This is a genomic window from Streptomyces sp. TS71-3 (assembly GCF_018327685.1).
Taxonomy (GTDB): domain Bacteria; phylum Actinomycetota; class Actinomycetes; order Streptomycetales; family Streptomycetaceae; genus Streptomyces.
This window is the reverse complement of record NZ_BNEL01000001.1, coordinates 3,206,043-3,219,228: the sequence shown is the minus strand read 5'-3', so window position 1 is coordinate 3,219,228 and position 13,186 is coordinate 3,206,043. Positions and strand designations below refer to the sequence as shown.

General features: G+C 72.6%; 12 protein-coding genes. 4 read left to right on the top strand and 8 right to left on the bottom strand.

Going from position 1 to position 13,186, the window contains the following annotated elements:
- Nucleotides 1-55: 55 nt before the first annotated feature.
- From Sm713_RS12990 to Sm713_RS12980, 3 genes are all read left to right on the top strand, one after another.
- Nucleotides 56-2,515: a SpoIIE family protein phosphatase gene (locus Sm713_RS12990; protein WP_212909788.1), complete on the top strand. Its 2,460-nt coding sequence runs from the start codon at nucleotides 56-58 to the stop codon at nucleotides 2,513-2,515.
- 72 nt (nucleotides 2,516-2,587) lie between these two features.
- Nucleotides 2,588-2,842: a hypothetical protein gene (locus Sm713_RS41645; protein ID WP_212912239.1), complete on the top strand. Its 255-nt coding sequence runs from the start codon at nucleotides 2,588-2,590 to the stop codon at nucleotides 2,840-2,842.
- The gene (locus tag Sm713_RS12980) at nucleotides 2,839-3,732 is read left to right on the top strand and encodes a carboxymuconolactone decarboxylase family protein (RefSeq protein ID WP_212909787.1); all 894 of its coding nucleotides are present in this window, start codon (nucleotides 2,839-2,841) and stop codon (nucleotides 3,730-3,732) included. Before Sm713_RS41645 ends, Sm713_RS12980 begins: the two co-directional genes overlap by 4 nt.
- Nucleotides 3,733-3,892: 160 nt before the next feature.
- On the opposite strand, the gene Sm713_RS12975 is transcribed toward Sm713_RS12980, so the two are convergent.
- The 3 genes from Sm713_RS12975 to Sm713_RS12965 all read right to left on the bottom strand — a co-directional run bounded on the left by Sm713_RS12975 (nucleotide 3,893) and on the right by Sm713_RS12965 (nucleotide 7,002).
- Complete coding sequence (locus tag Sm713_RS12975; protein WP_212909786.1) at nucleotides 3,893-5,101, bottom strand: cytochrome P450; 1,209 nt, start codon at nucleotides 5,099-5,101, stop codon at nucleotides 3,893-3,895.
- Between the two features lie 134 nt (nucleotides 5,102-5,235).
- Nucleotides 5,236-5,949 (bottom strand): alpha/beta fold hydrolase, encoded by a 714-nt coding sequence (locus Sm713_RS12970; RefSeq protein WP_212909785.1) that lies wholly within the window; start codon nucleotides 5,947-5,949, stop codon nucleotides 5,236-5,238.
- A gap of 180 nt (nucleotides 5,950-6,129) precedes the next feature.
- The gene (locus Sm713_RS12965; protein WP_212909784.1) at nucleotides 6,130-7,002 is read right to left on the bottom strand and encodes an alpha/beta fold hydrolase; all 873 of its coding nucleotides are present in this window, start codon (nucleotides 7,000-7,002) and stop codon (nucleotides 6,130-6,132) included.
- A gap of 252 nt (nucleotides 7,003-7,254) precedes the next feature.
- Between Sm713_RS12965 and Sm713_RS12960 the strand changes: the two genes are divergently transcribed.
- Nucleotides 7,255-7,971, top strand: a complete 717-nt coding sequence (locus Sm713_RS12960; RefSeq protein WP_212909783.1) for an SDR family oxidoreductase — start codon at nucleotides 7,255-7,257, stop codon at nucleotides 7,969-7,971.
- Between the two features lie 167 nt (nucleotides 7,972-8,138).
- Here the strand turns inward: Sm713_RS12960 and Sm713_RS12955 are convergent, their stop codons facing one another.
- The 5 genes from Sm713_RS12955 to Sm713_RS12935 all read right to left on the bottom strand — a co-directional run bounded on the left by Sm713_RS12955 (nucleotide 8,139) and on the right by Sm713_RS12935 (nucleotide 13,134).
- Nucleotides 8,139-8,672 (bottom strand): CGNR zinc finger domain-containing protein, encoded by a 534-nt coding sequence (locus tag Sm713_RS12955; RefSeq protein WP_212911972.1) that lies wholly within the window; start codon nucleotides 8,670-8,672, stop codon nucleotides 8,139-8,141.
- A 97-nt stretch (nucleotides 8,673-8,769) separates the two neighbouring features.
- On the bottom strand, nucleotides 8,770-11,031 hold the full coding sequence (locus Sm713_RS12950) for a hypothetical protein (RefSeq protein WP_212909782.1): 2,262 nt from the start codon (nucleotides 11,029-11,031) through the stop codon (nucleotides 8,770-8,772).
- Between the two features lie 59 nt (nucleotides 11,032-11,090).
- Nucleotides 11,091-11,615, bottom strand: coding sequence for a hypothetical protein (locus Sm713_RS12945; protein WP_212909781.1), 525 nt, complete (start codon nucleotides 11,613-11,615; stop codon nucleotides 11,091-11,093).
- 205 nt (nucleotides 11,616-11,820) lie between these two features.
- A complete protein-coding gene (locus tag Sm713_RS12940; RefSeq protein ID WP_249416264.1) occupies nucleotides 11,821-12,213 on the bottom strand; it encodes a hypothetical protein in 393 nt (130 codons plus the stop codon).
- Nucleotides 12,214-12,240: 27 nt separating this feature from the next.
- Entirely contained in the window at nucleotides 12,241-13,134 is an 894-nt protein-coding gene (locus Sm713_RS12935; RefSeq protein ID WP_212909780.1) for an IS982 family transposase, read from the bottom strand.
- Between the last annotated feature and the right edge of the window lie 52 nt (nucleotides 13,135-13,186).

Here is a 13,186-nt window from a genome sequence, read left to right as displayed (position 1 = left end):
ATCACCACTACAATGAACGAGATTGTTCCGTTCTGTCCCCCGTCAGGAGCTGACGATGGACGTGTCCGTCGGACCGCCGGACGACCAGGGATTCTGCCTCTCCGGGCTCGCGACGGTCCTCGTCGACGGCGCGGGGGTGATCACGGGATGGTCCGACGAGGCCGCGCGGCTGCTGGGCCGGCCCGCCGGTGCCGTCTCGGGCCGGCCCCTGAGCGAGCTCCTCGCGGCCGGCGCGCAGTGGGGCCCGGGCGAGGCCGAGCGGCTGCCCGGCCCGGGGGAGGGCCACACCCGGCTGCGGCACGCGGACGGAACGGACCTGGAGGTGACGTTCCACGCCGAGCGGTTGACCGAACCGGCGGGCGCCTCGCTGATCCACTTCGTGCCGGCGGACCTGGCCGTCGAGTGGGGGCAGGGGATCGCGCTGCTGCGGGCGCTGCTCGACCAGGACCGGATCGGCATCGCCCTGCGCGACACGGACCTGCGGCTGGAACGCACCAACATCACCTTCGAGATGTTCGGCCTCCCCACCATGGCGCGCGGCGACCGTTTCGAGAACGTGGTGTGGGCCCGCGACTCCGCCGAGGCGGAGGCGCTGCTCTCGGAGGTGCTGCGGACCGGCGTACCGGTGATCTCGCGGCAGCACCTGTGGCGCTCCCGGCAGACGCCGCCGCAGGACCGGACGGTCTCGGTGTCCGCGTTCCGCCTGGAGAAGGCGGGGGGCGAGCCGTCGGGGGTCGCCGTGGTCGTGGAGGACGTCACCCAGCAGGAGCGCATCCGCCAGCAGCGGGAGCTGCTGCACAGCGCCGCGAGCCGGATCGGCTTCTCCCTCGACGTCCGCCGCGCGGCGCAGGCGCTCGCGGACGTCGTCCACGAGGTCTCCGACGTGGTGACCGTGGACCTCACCCGGTCCGTGCTCACCGGCGACCAGCTCACCCCCTACGTCAGCGGGGACACCCCCCTGCTCCGCGCCGCCGTCGCGGCCCACGACACATGGCCCGAGGACATGCTCGCTGTCGACGACGTGTATCCCCCGCTGCCGGACAGCCGCGCGCTGCAGGAGATCCAGGCAGGCCATCCCATCGTCATGACCAGGCAGGACGTCATCGAGTCGCTGGAGGAGGACGAGGAGCTGGTCCGGCTGCTGGTGCCCGACGACGCGCACTCGCTCGTGGTGTCGCCGCTGTTCGCGCGCGGGATGATGCTCGGCAGCGTCACCGGGTGGCGGACCTCCCGCTCCCCCGCCTTCGAGGACGACGAGCTCCAGCTCTTCGGCGAGATCAGCTCGCGGGCGGCCCTCGGCATCGACAACGCCCGCCGGTACGCCTACGAGCACAGGACCGCGCTCGGCCTCCAGGAGCGGCTGCTGCCGCGTGCGGTCACCGACGTGACCGCCGCGTACTCCGTGGGGGCCTATGTCCCGGCCGGCGGCGGGCGGGGGGCGGGCCCGCCGGGCGCCGCGGCCGGGGTCGGCGGGGACTGGTTCGACGTCATCGAGCTGCCCTCGCTGCGCGTCGCCTTCGTCGTCGGCGACGTCGTCGGCCACGGCCTGCCCGCCGCCGCCGGCATGGGCCGCCTGCGCACCTCCGTACAGAACTTCGCCATCCTCGAACTCGACCCCGCCGAAGTCCTCGGCCACATGGAAGACCTCGTCCAACGACTCGCCGCCGAAACACCCACCAACCGCAGCGACACCAGCGGCGCCACCTGCCTCTACGCCGTCTACGACCCCACCACCCGCCAATGCACCTTCGCCAGCGCAGGACAACCCGCACCCCTGTTCGTACGACCCGACGGCACCACCGAACAACTCGACGTCCCACCAGGACCACCCCTCGGCGTCGGCGGCATGCCCTACGAATCCACCACCCTCACCCTCGAACCCGGCGGCATCCTCGCCCTCTTCACCGACGGACTCCTCGAACTCGACCCCTACGCCAACGGAGACGGAGTGCACCGGGTCAAGCAGCGGCTGGCGGAGCTGTACCGCGAGGGGCGCTCGCTCGAAGAGATCGGTGACGAGTTGCTGGAGGCCGCCGACCGCACCGAACCCCGCGACGACATCGCCGTCCTGCTGGCCAGGATCAACGCCGTCGACCCCGCCTCCGTGGCCGCCTGGGAGTTCCCCGCGGAGGCCGCCTCGGTGGGCGAGGCCAGGGTGGCGGCCTCCCGCCAGCTCCGGGACTGGGGCCTGCCGGAGCTCGCCTTCACCGCGGAACTCGTCGTCAGCGAGCTGGTCACCAACGCCGTCCGCTACGCCTGGGGCCCGATCAGGGTCCGGCTGCTGCGCGACGAGGTCCTCATCTGCGAGGTCAGCGACCCCAGCAACACCCAGCCGCGCCTGATGCGCGCCGGCGGCACCGACGAGGGCGGCCGGGGACTCTTCATCGTCGCCCAGTGCACCACCCGCTGGGGCGCCCGCTACGCCACCCAGGGCAAGACCATCTGGACCGAGCAGCCCCTGGAGATCCCCGAGAACGAGCCCGCGGGCGCCGAAGGGCCCCTCTTCGGGCTGTAGCGGTTACGGCCGGTAGCCGGTTCACGGCCTGTGGCGGTGGCTCCGTTCGATCCCCTGGATCCCCTGCATCCCTTGGAGCCCCTGGATTCCCCGGATTCCCCGGATCCGGGGAGGATCGTGGGGCCGGGGTGTCGAGATACGGTCATCGACGGGCTCGACCGCTACCACCTCCTGCACGCCACCCGCGCGGACCTGCTGCGCCGCCTCGGCCGCACCGCGGAGGCCGCGTCGGCGTACCGGCGCGCCCACGAACTGGCCGCCAACCCCGCCGACCGGCGCTTCCTCGCCGGCCGGCTCCACGACCTCGACGTGACGGAGCCCCGATGAGACTGTCCATCCTCGACCACGGCCACCGTCGCCGCGCCAGGGTGTTCATGGCACTGACCTCCGCGACGTCGCGCGTGGAGAGCCCGGACATCGTGAAGATGCTGCTGTACCGGCCCGGTTTCCTCACCCGTCCGCTGCTGGACCTCACCGCCGGGGCGATGCGCGGGCCGTCCTACTGGACCGCGGGAGAGCGCGAGTACCTCGCGATGTGCACGGCACGGCTGCACCGGTGCCCGTTCTGCATCGACTCGCACACCGAGCTCACCCGCATCGCGGGCCACGGCGAGATCGACCCGGACGATCCGGCCTCTGCCCGGCCCGAGCTGCGCGCCGCCCTGGAGTTCCTGGACCTGGCCGGCCGGGCCCCGGACCGTGCGGACACCGCCGAGGCCACGGCCCTGGTCGCCGGCCTGCCCGAGCAGGCACTGCGGGACGCGCTGCGCGTCACCCTGGTGTGGAACATCGTGAACCGCCTGGCCAACGCGTTCGGCTTCGTCCTCCGCGAGGGGCAGTTGCACAGCGGCACCCGCGCGCTGCACCGGTTCGGCTACCGCTTCCCGTCCTTCCTGCTCGCCGGCGGTCCCCCGGCCGCCCGCGGTGACGTCGTGGCCGACCTGCGCCACGCCGTGCTGGAGGCGCCCGCCGCCACCGACCCGGCCCTGCGCGCCGCCGCCGCGGCCGGCGACCCGCTTCCCGAACCGTGGCAGTCCTACGCCGCGGCGGTCCGCGGCGACTCGTACCGGATCACCGGCGCCGACGTGGACCGGCTCACCGCCGCCGGCCACTCGGAGGAGGAGGTCTTCGAGGTGACCGTCGCGGCGGCGGTCGGCGCGGCGCTCGTCAGCTACGACGCCGGGCGGGCGGCGCTGGAGCGGAAGCCCGCGGGGTGAGGCGGGCGGACGTGTCGAGAGCGGGCGCGGCCGCTCGGTTCGTCCGCTGCGAGCCCGCCCCGCAGACCCGCCCCGCGGACCTGACCCGCCCGGCCGGACCGCCCGGCCGGACCTACCGGCCCGGCAGGGGAGGACCCCGGTCGGGTCCTCCCCTGCCCGGTCAGAAGCGCACGGGGAGTGCGAGCAGGCCGCGGGAGCGCATCGTCGGGCGCCGGCGGAGTCCGGTCTCGGGTGCGTCGAGCGAGAGCCGCGGAAAGCGGTCCAGCAGCGCGCCGAGGGCGATCTCCGTCTCCATCCGGGCCAGCGGGGCGCCGACGCAGTAGTGGATGCCGTGGCCGAGGGCGAGGTGGCCGGAGGCGTCGCGGGTGACGTCGAGCCGTTCGGGGTCGGGGAAGCGGCCCGGGTCGCGGTTGGCCGAGGCCAGCGACAGCAGGACCGTCTCCCCGGCGGGGATGGTGACACCGCCGATGGTGACGTCCTGCTTGGCGAAGCGGCGGATGGCGACCGGGGCAGGGCCGTCGTAGCGGGCGAACTCCTCCACGGCGCCCTCCAGCAGCCGCGGTTCCGCCCGGAGCGCGGCGAGCTGGTCGGGGTGCTCCAGGACTGCCAGCACGGCGTTGCCGATGAGGTGGACGGTGTTCTCGTAGGCGGCGAAGAGGATCAGGAACGCGAGGGACACCAGCTCGTCCCCGCTGAGCGTGTCCCCCTCGTCGTGTGCGGTGACCAGGGCGGACAGCAGGTCGTCGGCCGGGCTCTCGCGCTTGTCCGCGATCAGCTCCGTGTAGAACGCGAGAATGCTGCCGACCGCTTCCTTCGCCGCACGGGGTCGTGCCGGGTCCGGCGCGATGATGGCGTCGGTCCAGGCGCGGAAGTCCCCGCGGATGTGGGCGGGGACGCCGAGCAGATCGCAGATGACGCTGATCGGCAGGGGTGCCGCGTACGCCGCGATCAGGTCCGCCCTGCCCTGGGGGGCGATGGCGTCCAGCAGCGCGTCGGCGGTCCGCCGGATCGGCTCGCGCAGGCCCTCGACCCGGCGCGGCGTGAACGCCTGCGACACCAGGCGGCGGATGCGGGTGTGGTCCGGCGGGTCCATGTTGAGGAGGTTCGCGTCCAGCGCGGGCGGCAGGGCTAGCCCCTGGTAGTTGCCCGCGCGGGCGTTCGCCTTGTCCAGGGAGAGCAGGGGGTCGGCGAGTGCCTGGCGGACGTCCTGGTAGCGGGTGACCAGCCAGGCGGGCCGCCCGTCCGTGCCCGCGATCCGGTGGACGGGGGCGGCCTCGCGCAGCCGTGCGTAGACCCCGTGGGGATCGGCGATCAGCTCGGCTCTCGTGTCGGGGTTCTCCGGCCCGCCTTGGGGTGTCCGATGTTCCATGCCGAGATTGTCCCCGGGCGGCACGGGTGCCCTTCCTCCGGCCCGGCCCAGGGTTCGGGGGGCGCGCCTACCTGCCCGACCCAGGGTGCGCGGTGCACGCTCATTGGTCCGGGCCCGCGGTGCCGGGTGCGCGCCTACCGGTTCTTCCGCGTGCCCTCCAGGGCTTCGAGGATCAGGCCGGTCACCAGGTCGGGCGCGGTGACCAGGGGGGTGTGGTCGGTGGGCGCCGGCCGTACGGTCGCGTTCATCCGCTCCGCCATGAAGCGCTGGGTCGCCGCCGGGATCATGCGGTCCTCCTCCGCGAGCAGGTACCAGCTCGGGCGGTCACGCCACGCCGGCCTTCCCACGGGGGTGGTGATGCTTCCGATGGCGATGGGCCTCTGGACGGCTCTCAGCACGTCCTGGTCCTCGCCGGAGGCGTTCTGCGCGAACGCGTCGGGGAACGCGGCGTCCGGCAACCAGACGTATCCGTCGGGGTCCGGGGCGAGTTCCGGCGCCTTCGCGTGGGGTGCCTCCCGGTAGAAGACGTCCGCGACGGTCTCGCCCTCGTCGGGGGCCAGCGCCGCCACGTACACCAGGCCGCTCACCCGCTCGGCCGGCACGGAACCGATGACGGCTCCCGCGTAGGCGTGCCCCACCAGCAGCGCCGGGCTCCCGGCCCGCTGCGCCAGCCGCTCGACGGCGGCCACGTCGTCGCCGAGGGAGGTGAGGGGCAGCGGTGCGGCGTACGCGTCGACGCCCCGCGCGCGCAGCCGCCGGATGACCTCGCTCCAGCTCGATCCGTCGGCCCACGCCCCATGGGCCAGGACCACGGGCGTCCTGCCCTCTGCCGCCGTTTCGCCGTTCATGATCGTCCTTCCGTGTCCGAGAGGGGCCGGCCGCCCCGGGCGGGCGGCCGGCCGTGTCGTGCGGTGCCCTGCGGTGCCGAGTCGCGCGGTGTCGTGTCGAGCGGTGCTGGTCGTGCTGTGTCGCGCGTGGGGTGCTGTGTCGTGCTGTGTCGTACTGACTGGATGTTCGGATCTTCCGGTTCAGGCCTTGAGGTTCCTGTCGAGGAAGTCGACGATCAGCGCGGCGGTCTCGTCGAGCGCGCTCTCCAGGAGGAAGTGCCCGCCGTCCAGAAGGTGGATCTCGGCGTCCGGGAGGTCCCGGGCAAAGGCCTCGGCTCCGGCGGGCCCGAAGATGAGGTCGTTCTTGCCCCACACGGCGAGCAGCGGCGGCCTCTGCTCGCGGAGGTAGGCGTGCAGGCTCGGGTACAGCGGCGGGTTCGTGGCGTAGTCGCGGAACAGCGCGAGCTGGACCAGGTCGTTGCCCGGCCGCGAGACGAGCTGGTGGTCGTGGTGCCAGGTGTCGGGGCTGACGGCGCTCTCGTCCGCGACACCCGTCACGTACTGCCACTTGATGGCGTCGAGGCTGAGCGCGCCGCGGATGGCCTGCTCCGTCTCCGCGGTCCCCTCGCGCTGGTAGGCCCAGACGGTCTTCCAGAAGTCCTCGACGAAGCCGTCGTCGTAGCCGTTGCCGTTCTGGGTGATGACGGCGGTGACGGCGTCCGGGTCGTCGACCGCCAGGCGCCAGCCGATGGGGGCGCCGTAGTCCTGGACGTAGAGGGCGTAGCGGGTGACGCCGAGCCGGTCGAGCAGGCCCTTGGTCAGGCCGGTCAGCGCGTCGAAGGTGTAGTCGAACTCGTCGGCGCCCGGCGCGTCGGACAGGCCGAAGCCGAGGTGGTCGGGAGCGATCACGTGGTACCGCTCCGCCAGGATCGGGATGAGGCCCCGGAACATGAACGAGCTGGTCGGGAAGCCGTGCAGCAGCACGATGGTGGGCGCGTCCGCGTTCCCCGCCTCCCGGTAGAAGAGCTGCCGGCCCTGCACGGTCTCGTACCGGTGGTGGACAGTCGTCGCCATGATTAACCCCTCAAATCTGTTTCGGTGGTTAGATCAAACCAGAGCGTCGACTAACCAGTCAAGCCCGCATTGACGGTTATCCGACGAGGCTTCGAGAGGGGGGCGCGCCACTCACACCTAACCCCATCGAGAAACTTGACGGGTTATCTTCATCCTGTTTGACTGTAACTATCAAAAGGTCGTTTACGGGTTAGATGCGGTCCTCGTCCGGACGCACTCGGGTCGTGATCTACGGATCAGAAGGAGTTCCCCATGGCAGCGCGGCTTCAGAACGCGTCGGTACTCGTCGTCGGGCGCGGAAGCGGTATCGCACGCGCCATCACCCTCGCCGCGCGCGACGCGGGAGCGCGCGTCATCGTCGCGGGACGCGACAGGCAGAGCCTCCAGGCCGCCTACGACGACGCCGGCATCACCGCGGAGACGGTCGACTTCGCGGACGAGGGCTCCATCGCGGCCCTCGCCGAACGGGTCGGAGAGGTCGACCACGTCGTGTCGACGACGTCGGCGCGCGCTCGCGGCCTGGTCGAGGATCTCGAACAGGCCACCGTCCAGACGTCGTTCGCCACGAAGGTGACCGGCCCCATCCTCCTCGCCAAGTACTTCAAGGGCCGCATCCGCGACGGCGGGTCGCTGACGCTCTTCTCGGGCTCGACGGCCGTCAAGCCGGTGCCCGGAATGCTCGCCGTCGCCGCGACGAACGCCGCCGCGGACGTCGTCGCCAAGGCACTGGCCGTGGAGATGGCTCCCGTGCGGGTGAACGCGATCTCGCCGGGGACCGTCGACACGGGCGCGTACGACGCGCTCGGGGAGGAGAGGAAGGCGAAGCTGTTCGCCGATCGGCAGGCGGGCAACCCCGTGCGGCGCATCGGTACGGTCGACGACATCGCCGAGGCCGTCATCTTCGCGATGACCAACGGATTCGTGACCGGTACGAGCCTCCGGATCGACGGCGGAGAGCCGATCGTGTGACGGGGCGGCGGTCGTCGCGCAGTCCGCAAGGTGCCGTCCCGGGATCGGGCCGGCACCTCTGGCATCCTGGCGAGCCTTCCGGTGCGGATTCCCGCGGCGGGGATTTGACCGGCACGGACTCTCCCGGCGCGGACTCCCCCGGCACCGGTTTCCCAGCGCGGGCTCCCCTACCCGGTGACGTCCGCCGCGGTCGCCGCCCCCTTGGTGCGGGCGTAGTGCCTGCGCGCCTTCATCCTGTTGCCGCAGACGGCCATCGAGCACCACCGTGCGCTGTTGGGCTTGCTCCGGTCGAGGAGGAACCGCCGGCACTCCGGGTTCGCACACGCCCTCAGGCGCCCCGGCTTCGTCCTCTGTATGTGCGCCCAGACCAGCACCGCCGTGACGGCCGCCTCCCGCTTGGCGGAGGCCTTCAGGCGCCACTCCACTCCGGCGTCCGCGACGACGGGCACGAACGCCGCCCCGGCAAGGAAGCCCTGGAGCGAGGAGGGGTCCTCCTGCCCCCGCACCACGCCCTGCAAGACGTCCCTGACGTGGCGCAACTCGCGCAGATCGGCACCGGACGCACCCGATCCGTGCTCTCTCAGCCACTCCCGGGCGCCGTCGTCGTCGGCGAGGCGGTCCACCGGCGACCCGTCCAGCACCGGGGTCATGTTGAGCAGATCCACGAGGAAGTCCTCGTGGACCGAGCCGAACACCTCCATGATCCGCACCTCGCTTCCTCCCTCACGCGACACACCCTGAACCAAACCACCATACCTCACCATACTGGTTAGTACATGGAGGTGCGGGTGTCCTTCCTCACGGGAGCTCCGCGCCGTCCCGGTCCCGGGCCAGCTCGTCCTGGAGCAGGGCGTGGCGGAACTGGTAGCGGGAACCCTCCGCCCGGAAGACGCGGTGGTCGTAGGCGTCCTTGAGGAAGCGCATGCCGGACAGGGGGAACTCCCGGCGCAGCCGCAGCTGGATGAAGAGCATGATGGTCCGCGAGGAGTCGGAGACCGTGAGCATGCCGGCGAAGGTCAGCGGCAGGCCCGCGCCCAGGACGACGAAGGGGAGCGTGCCCCACCCGACGCCGGCCTCCGCGCCGCGCCGCAGGTTGTCCAGGCCGACGGCCAGCGCGACGCAGGCGCCGAAGATCACGCCCGACACCACCGCGTACCTGCGGTCCTGCCGCCACGAGGTGTAGGGGTCGGTCACCGGGTCCACGAGGGAGGCGGGCCGCGCCGCCACCACGATCGAGACGGTGTAGACCGCCATGCAGGCCGCGACGACCGGCCCCCACCGGTCCTGCTGGGTCAGGCCCGTGCCCAGCGCCCCCAGTCCGGCGGCGGCCAGCACCGGCCAGGAGCCCAGCCCCCTCCACCGCGACCAGCCGGTCCACCCCGGTGCCGCGGAGAGGCGGGCCGCGGCGAAGGACGTCAGGCTCCCGGTCGTCACGCCGTTGACGATCGCGATGGCCCAGCTCGCGGCGGAGTGCGGGGCGGAGTTGAACACCGCCGGCAGCGCGACCAGCGCGCCGGCCGCCGGATGCAGGCGCCGCCGGCGCGGGCCCCTCCCGATGTTCAGCCGCTTGCGCCAGCGCGGCACCGGGTCGCGGAGCTCCGCGATGGTGCCCGCCGCGATCCCGAACAGGAAGCCCAGGACTCCCCCGACCAGCGCCCCGCCCCGGACACCCTCCACCCACAGCAGCGAGTCGTGGCCGAGGCCGAAGTCCAGCGCGCAGCCCGGCACGGCGACGAGCACGCCGAGGAGCGCGGTCATCGCGATGCGGGGCCAGGGCGAGGCCCAGTAGTGCAGCCGCCGCCAGTCGAGGCTGTACGTCCTGACGTCGACCCGGCTGCCGTCCTCCTCGTAGCTCTCCTGCCTGTTCATCCGGCCGGCCACGTACCCGAGCCAGCGCACCGCCTGCGCCGGCTCGTAGGCGGTGGAGGCGGTGGAGGTGCTGGAGGCCGGCTGCTGGTAGCGGATCGTCACCAGCCGGCCGAGCAGGTACCTCTCGACGTCGTGCCGGGACGCGAAGCGCCGCGCGAGCATGTCGTCCAGGTCGGCGATGTGCCGCCGCGGGAAGGCGTCGCGTACGAGGGTGAGGGTCAGCGGCGTGGTGAGCGCCTGGGAGACCGTGCTGTCCGGCTCGTTCCGGAGGTGGCCGATCAGCCGTTGCAGGGGAGCGAGCGGGGGCAGGGTCCGCAGGAAGTCGATGGCCGCGTCCGCCGGCACCGGTGACAGCTCCAGGGCGACGGCGCCCACGAGGTGCCCGTCGGCGACCGCCGCCTCGAACTCGTCGGGCCGCGAGAAGATCACCGCGCGGTAGGCGGCGCGGTCGATCTCGCGGAGCGCCGCCGCGCGCAGATCGTCCGCCATCTCGTCGAAGCTGTCGAGGAACAGCGAGATCCAGCCGGCTTCGATCAGCTCCTCCGCCTGCCTCCGGCCGAGCCGGTAGTCGTCGTCGAGGCAGGCGGCGAGCCAGTCGGTGAGGCCCTGGCCGTCCCATCCCACGATGCTCAGCAGCACGGGGACGGGGCACTGGGCACGGGCGGTCCCGTCGCGCAGCGCATTGCGGTGCTCCAGGGCGCGCAGCACGGTCAGCAGCGCCGCGTCGGACTTGCCGCTGCCCGGTGCGCCGAGCACGACGACCCGTCCGGAGGCGACCCGGCTGTAGACGGAGAAGAGCTCGGGGATCCCGCCCTCGTGCGCCGCGGGGTCCCCGGGTGCCGTGGCGCCCGGAACCGCCCGGACGAGGCGCGGACGGCCGGGGTCCGCGGGTACCACCGTCTCACCGGCGACCGGGCGCAGGGTGCGGGTCCACCGGATGGGGATCTCCTGGAGCAGCTTGCGCTGGAGCGCGGCCTCGTTCCACTGCTCGTGGACCCGTCCGGCCAGCGTGTCGCCCACGTCCAGCGGCATCGCGTCCGCGCCGCGGGGTCCCGCCCCACCGCCGGTGCCGGAGCGCACGGCGCCCTCGCCGGTCCCGGCTCCGGGCAGGCCGGTCGGGGCGGGGCCCGGTGCTGCCGGCGGGTAGTAGTAGTGGTGGGTCTGCTGGTGGAAGTCGCCACCGACGGCCACCGACGCCGAGCCGCTGGCCTCGGCGCGGGGCGAGCTGGACGTGCCGCCCGGGTGACCGCTCAGCTCGGCTGCGGGCCCGGTGCGGGAGGGGTGCCGGTGGCACCGCCCCCGGGCTCCGCGGGCGCAGCGGGGGCGTTGCTGGTGACGGGACCGCTGGCGCTGCCGCCCACCGCGATCGCGCCGGCGCCGCTCGCGGTGACCGAGACGTCTCCCCCGGCGGCCACCCCGCCCTCGGTGGCGGTGACCGAGCCGGCGCCCCGGGCCGCGCGCCATCGGGTGTACGCGGCGTCGATGACGGCGGCGAGTTCGGGATCGGCACCGACGGCGTCCTCCACGGCCAGCGCGACCCTCCGTCGTGTCAGCTCCGACGGCTCCTCGCGCTCCGGGTCGCCCGCCTCCCGCTGCAACTGCTCGTAGGCGGTGTCCCCGGCCAGGCTCCGTGCCACCGCGTCGGCGGCGGCGTCCACGACCCCTTCGGCGTCCTCGGGCACGGACAGCGAGGCGGCCAGCGTCCGGCCGGCCGACAGGACGGCCCGGCGGCACAGCCACGCCACCACGGCCGCCACGACACCCGTCTCTAACACGAGACCACGTTCCCTCCGGTCACACAGGCAGGGCCCAACACGTCCGTCACGTCCGTCACGCTCGCGGTGACCGGACGGCCGCTGCGGAGCCCCCTTCGTCTGCCACGCCACCAAGCCGATGAAGCCCGGCACGACCCGCCACCGGGATCCGGCGACGTCAGCCCATCGTGGCCGACCGCTCCGGCGGCGGACAGGACCATATGCGTCACGTCCGGCGCCGCCCCGCGCGCAAGGCGACCCGGGGCGTCAACAGGCTCTCGGGACGGCGGTTGAGCGACAGCACCGCGAAGAACGCCTCGGACACCACCGGGTCGGTGTTGGCCGCGGCCAGCACGCGGGCCATGTGGGCCTGCTGCATCCGGCCGATCCGGCCCGGCTCCGGCCCGTCCGTGCCCGGATACCGGCGGTCCTCTCCGGTGGCGATCGTCCAGGCACCCCCCGAGCACGCCGCGACCGCCTTCTGCAACTCCCGTGCGCGGGCCGCGATCTCGGCCGGCCCGCGCCCCGCGATCCGCCCGGCGACCGCCTGGGCCTGCACCGCCGCGACCGCCATTCCGTGCCCGTAGACGGGGTTCTGGACTGCTTGGGATTGAGTCACTTCTAGACGAGTAAGTGCGATCTCCGGTCAGTGGTCGTAGGCGATCAGTGACCGGGTGATCGGTGCGTTGGTTGCGTTGTTGTGCCAGATGGCGGCGGCCATCGCGAGGACACGTTGAGCGACGCGGACAGCGACCCCTTGGAAGGAGCGGCCGCCGTGGTCTTCCAGGTCGAGCTGGCCCTTGAGGGTGTCGTTGACCGACTCGATCAGCTGCCGGACCTTCTTGAGCATCGGCTCGCCATAGCGGCGCTTCTCATCCTTGCGGGACGGCCGCAGCATCGTGATGCCGTACTCGCCCAGCAGTGTTTCGAAGTCCCGGCCCGCGAAGCCCTTGTCGCAGATCAGGAGGATGCCGTCGTGCTCGGCAGCCACGCCGGCGTCGACTTCGAGCATCGCGGCCAGCACCTCTCGCTCGCCGATCTTCGGGTCGGCCAGCGCCCACAGGATCGGCATGCCCGCCGGTGTGCACACCAGGTACAGCTTCAGCCCCCAGTAGAAGCGCGAGTGGCTGGCGCAGTAGCCGTAGCCCGCCCATCCGGCCAGGTCCGAGCGCTTCACCGTGGGCCGGGACATACCGCAGGGCACCGGGGTGGAGTCCACGATCCAGCAGTCGTCGAGCCAGAAGTCGCTCGATGTGGCGAGCATCCGGATGACCCGTTTGACCAGCCCGAGCGCGGCCCGCAGCCGCTTGTTGTAGCCCGACTGCTGCGGCAGGTACGGAAACAGATCCCGCAGGTGCTTGCGGGCATAGCGCAGCCAGTGAGCCTCGGAGGTGAAGCCAAGCATCGCCTGGGCGACCGCGACACAGACCAGTTCGGAGTCGGTCAGCACGGGCGGTCTGCCCCTCCATCGGGACCCTCCCAGCTCGTCGTCGATCTTCACGTACAGTGCAGTCAAGAGGGTGTTCAGGTCTTGCGTCACAACATGATCTTGAACACCCTCTCTTCATGCCCGATCGGCACCCCAGAACTTA